The organism is Pseudomonas sp. W15Feb34 (assembly GCF_023127765.1).
In the GTDB taxonomy this organism is placed as follows: Bacteria; Pseudomonadota; Gammaproteobacteria; order Pseudomonadales; family Pseudomonadaceae; genus Aquipseudomonas; species Aquipseudomonas synxantha_A.
In genome coordinates this window covers 1-3,152 of record NZ_SPKN01000045.1, presented here as the reverse complement: position 1 = coordinate 3,152, position 3,152 = coordinate 1, and the positions used below count along the sequence as shown (strand labels likewise).

Annotated in this window: 4 protein-coding genes and 1 pseudogene; all 5 read right to left on the bottom strand. The window is 56.3% G+C overall.

Annotated features, from left to right (window positions below):
* Positions 1-279, bottom strand: a 279-nt coding sequence (locus E4O97_RS21895; protein ID WP_248162244.1) for a helix-turn-helix transcriptional regulator, incomplete at its 3' end; no start/stop codon positions are given.
* A gap of 106 nt (positions 280-385) precedes the next feature.
* Positions 386-1,333: a hypothetical protein gene (locus E4O97_RS21890; RefSeq protein ID WP_078822120.1), complete on the bottom strand. Its 948-nt coding sequence runs from the start codon at positions 1,331-1,333 to the stop codon at positions 386-388.
* Between the two features lie 252 nt (positions 1,334-1,585).
* Positions 1,586-2,233 carry an HAD-IB family hydrolase gene (locus tag E4O97_RS21885; protein WP_032879816.1) on the bottom strand — a complete coding sequence of 216 codons (648 nt, stop codon included), beginning with the start codon at positions 2,231-2,233 and terminating at the stop codon, positions 1,586-1,588.
* Between the two features lie 72 nt (positions 2,234-2,305).
* Positions 2,306-2,467, bottom strand: a pseudogene (locus E4O97_RS21880) (HNH endonuclease); the annotation flags it as partial.
* Between the two features lie 74 nt (positions 2,468-2,541).
* Positions 2,542-3,152: ribonucleotide-diphosphate reductase subunit beta (locus E4O97_RS21875; protein ID WP_248130164.1), on the bottom strand; the 611-nt coding region annotated here is incomplete at its 5' end.

The following is a 3,152-nucleotide window of genomic DNA, read 5'->3' as shown; positions in this document are numbered from 1 at the left end:
GTCAAACCGGCGCACACTCATGCCCCACCCCGGCGCAAACCCCGGGAAGAACACCAGCCCTTGCGCCTCCAGGCAAAACGCCAGGATCAGGCGGGTTTCATCGTCGACTTCGCCGTGGGCCTCCAATTGTTGAATCGCCTCTACCGCCACGCCCGCCTGGCGAGCCAAATGTTCGCGGCTCCAGCCCAGCATAACGCGGGCCTGTGCGCAGTGTTTGGCGGTGAATTGGTGCAGGACGATCTGCTGTTCTACGAAAGAGCTCATTGCCAGAGAGGACATGGGGGTTCTCCAGGTTCGACGGGGGAGGCGCAACTATACTGTGTTTTTGTACAGTTGTTTGTACCGCTCATCATCTGGATTTTTTCGTCGCTGTTTCAACGCCCAGTTATTCCATTCCCGACGCCTCCCGGATAATCAGATGATCCAGGTTCTCGATATTCGCACTGAATACCCCGAACGTTTGCTCGGGGTTTTTCTTGCTGGGCACCTGCTTGAGTTCCGGTGTCACTCCGTAGAAGAAACAATACAGCGGTCGCTCGCTGCTGGCCGCTGCCTTGATCTGCTCCAGGAAAACCGTGCGCTTGCGGTAGCTTTCGATGAGCTTTTTGTTCAGGTAGACGTTGACCGAATAAGGCTTCTTGTCGAGCCACACTTTCTTTTCGAAATCGATGCGAAAGCTGCTGGTGTAGTCTTTGATTTCCTTGATCTTGCCCCAGTAGATCAGGCCCTTGTTGTCTTGCAGGTATTCGATTTTCTTGAAGAACGACCAGTAAGTCGCCGTGTGCTCACCAATCTTCAAGGGCATGGCCTTGAGCTTGTCCTTGTCATCGATGTTCGACACATAGCATTCCACCGGATGGGCGAACACGCTGGTTTTGTCCGGGGTTGTGTCGCTGCTGACATGGGATTTCTCAACGCGATTTGAAGGCGTTTTCGTTGGCTCTTGTGGGGCGCCTCCATCGATGCCGGCAGCAGGTGTTTTACGTTCGTACTGACGGCGTGTCAGTACCAATTCCGATGGGAAGTTGTCCTCGCGCTCGTCCTCACTTTCACCGGCCGCGGTCTTTTGGCTGCTGGCATAGCGACAGCCTTCGATATGCCGGGTGCCGGGTTTGTTCTTGAAGTGTGGGGTGCGCAGGTAATTGACGTTCTTGGCGTTGAAGGTGCTCAACACATTGCCGGCGTCGAACGCTGCGCGGCACGCGTCGTTGGGGCAGAGGAAGCGGTCCTTGTCGGAATCGAAGTCAGCGGTTTCGTCGAAATTCAGCTCTCGTACGTCGTAGATCGACAACTTGTCATCGAGAGCCAGGCTGTAGGCCGTGTCGAATTTCATGGGGCTCGGTCCGTGGGAATTTGGCTATTAATAGCCGGATCCTGTGTAAATATCAGCAAGAACCTGCAACGCGTCGTCCGCTCAAGAAGCCTGACGGTAAAAGCGTCTGCAACGGCTCTCGGCGTAGGCCTCAAAACCACGACGTAAACACCATTCCACTAAGATGCACGGATCAAATGTGGGAGCTGTCGAGCCCCAGCGAGGCTGCGAAGGGATCGCCTCGGTCCCCTCCGCCAACCCCACCCACCCGCATCACCGCTGCAACCGAGCCCGCTTTTTCTTCTTCGCATGAAAGTGCCGAAAATGCGCATCCTGCGCCGCGGCCAACAACTCCCGATCCCCACGCGTATCGCCCCAGGCCCTGAGCCGATACTCCCCCAGGTCGCCATACACGGCCTCAAGCCGCAGCACCTTATTCTCACAACGGCAGTTATTCCCGGTGAGCTTGCCGGTCAACACCCCGTCGACCACCTCAAGCTCAGTCCCGATCAACTTGATCCCAAGCCGATCGGCAAACGGCTGCAACACCAACGCCGGCGACGCCGAGCACAGCGTAACCACCGCGCCCGAGCCCAACTCTTGCTCCACCGACAGCACGCCCGCCGGGCGCATCAACCGCGCCCAATTACGCTGGCAATACTCCTCGGCCTTCTGCTGCACCCACGTCTTCTGCACCCCGGTCATAAAGGTGCGAATCAACTGCGCCTTCAACTCATCCCGGCTGATCTGCCGCACCAAAAACCGCAGCCCAGGCACCGCCAGCTTGACCATCCGGCCATAAAACTCACCGGGGCCAAAGGCAAACTTGAGGAAGGGCACGAAACTGTCGTGGTGGGTGAGGGTGCCGTCGAAGTCAAAGACGGAAAGTACTTTGGCGTCGATGGGGCCGGCTTCGAGCATGTCTGGGTTCACGGGTTGGCCTCGGTCCTATCTAGTATTTTTTGTGCGTGCATCAGGTGTGACAGCAGGAGTCTACTCCCGTGCCAATCTTCCGATTTTGGCGTAAAGCCCTTCGGTGAAAGCGTCCCGATCACTCGACCGGTGACAACGCTGATGGCAGTTGGGGCACAAGGCTACAGCATTGGTGGTGCGATCCGAACCCTTCTGGGCAAGGTGCTTGACGCGATGTGCTTCAAAAAGTGGCAATTCACCGTGCATAAAAAAGCCCTGAACAAGTCAGGGCTCTTGAATGTTACCTGGCGTAGGAATCAATCCCAGCTCAACGCGCCGCCAGTTTGATACTCGATCACACGGGTCTCGAAGAAATTCTTCTCTTTCTTCAAGTCCATGATCTCGCTCATCCACGGGAACGGGTTAGTCGTGCCTGGGTACTCTTCCTTCAAGCCAATCTGCGACAAACGACGGTTAGCAATGAACTTGAGATAATCCTCCATCATCGCCGCGTTCATGCCCAGCACACCGCGCGGCATGGTGTCGCGAGCATATTCAATCTCCAGCTGCGTCCCCTGCAAAATCATCTGGGTCGCTTCTTCCTTCATCTCGGCATCCCACAAATGCGGGTTTTCGATTTTGATCTGGTTGATCACATCGATACCGAAGTTCAGGTGCATCGACTCGTCGCGCAGGATGTACTGGAACTGTTCGGCCACGCCGGTCATCTTGTTGCGGCGACCCATGGACAAAATCTGGGTGAAACCGCAGTAGAAGAAGATGCCTTCCAGTACGCAGTAGTAGGCGACCAGGTTGCGCAGCAGTTCCTTGTCGGTCTCGACGGTGCCGGTTTCGAACTTCGGATCGGAGATCGAACGGGTGTACTTGAGGCCCCAGGCTGCCTTTTTGGCGACCGATGGAATCTCGT

Bases quoted from the DNA above. Each gene is read 5' to 3' on its own strand.
- E4O97_RS21890 (WP_078822120.1), bottom strand. From the start codon at position 1,333: ATGAAATTCGACACGGCCTACAGCCTGGCTCTCGATGACAAGTTGTCG.
- E4O97_RS21885 (WP_032879816.1), bottom strand. From the start codon at position 2,233: ATGCTCGAAGCCGGCCCCATCGACGCCAAAGTACTTTCCGTCTTTGAC.